1 protein-coding gene is annotated in these 1,425 nt (G+C 42.4%); it reads right to left on the reverse strand.

Annotation, left to right across the window (positions count from 1 at the left end; all coding sequences use genetic code 11):
- A partial coding sequence (locus ACWIX0_RS13570; RefSeq protein WP_454174516.1) for a hypothetical protein occupies positions 1 to 1,425 on the reverse strand: 1,425 nt, incomplete at both ends.

The following is a 1,425-nucleotide window of genomic DNA, read 5'->3' on the forward strand; positions in this document are numbered from 1 at the left end:
CCACCAAAGATTCCATTTTTACGCAAATTTCTTTGCACGCCAAATAATGCGCCACCTGCGTATTCTTGTGAATCGCTAAGCCCAAAATCTACATAACTATGTGTGGCATAAGGAAGCGCAAAAAATCGAAAATCCCTACGCCCAGTGTAAGGGATAAATATCGCATCTAGTTGGTCGATGACTTCAAAGTTATTATAGCCCTTATCTAGATTTTGCCCCTTGCTTTGCTCTAAAGTTAGCTTAGCGATTTTTTCACGCGTTTTATCTAGCTTTTTTTGATTTTTGCGTGTGTTTTTGGCAAATTTGCTAGAGCGATTTGTAAGGCGAGACATATCGTATTGCAATAGACGAAGTTCTACTTCTTGATTATAGTATCTATCGCTATGAAATGTCTTTGTCGTCATCGTATCTAGGACATTTTGCGTCATTATCGTCCTGCGCAAAGAGCCTAAAGATAGCGCGCGAAACATATTTGCACCATAGCTAGATGCCACATCAGCTTCTATATAAAATCCTTTATTGTCTGCTGAATTTATGAGCCTTATACCATTGCCTGCTACTAGGTGGTTTATCCCTATACAGCCATTGGTATAGCCATTTGCGCCGATTTTACATGCTTTGTCGCCTGTGTCGTTGTGTGTGTTTATGTCTTTGGGCTTGCCTGTAACGACTGCGTCATAGCTATATGTTTTTCCAGATTCAGCATTATCTCCCACATTTATTACGATAGAGCCATCTGCTATGCCGAGTGTGAGCTTATCTTGTGTAGTTGGTGCATTGATATGCTGTCCTTTTGTAGAGTCGTTATTATTCCAAGCACTTGCGTCTTTATCGATAGTGATAGACGCGCTTAGTAGGTTTATCCATTGTGTGGTTGTAATGCCTGAAAAATCCGTAACAAAGCCAGAATTTAGCACACCTCTATCGCCGATAGCGATTCCGTAGCCTCCCGTTGTTAAGTTTTTTATATCAAATGTGCCTTTAACAAGAGTCCCGCCACCGATATGGACAGAGTTAGCATTATCCCGGGGAGTTAGATTTGTGCCTTGTATAGAGCCAGTTAATGTAAGATTATCAAACCTAGAGCCATTGCCTATCTTCACACCGCTCCACTTACTATTTGTCGCACCTATCGTAACTGTGCCACCTGCAATGATACTATTTGCTGTGGTAAGGATATTACCACCATTGGCACCGATAGTGCCACCACTTGGGAGGTTTAGGATAGAGTTTTCTGAGCCTAGTTGGAGATTTTGCGTGCCTGTAATTGTGTTTATCGTGCCAGTCATAGCGCCATCGCATATCGTGGTATCGCCACTTATCCTGCACGCCGCCGCAGCAGTATCTATGCTAAGGCTAGCTAAAATCGCGCTAGTGGCTAGAGACAGGGCTAGGCGTTTTTTTGGTGTTGTTTTTGCATTTTTG

This window comes from Helicobacter sp. T3_23-1059 (genome assembly GCF_053654515.1).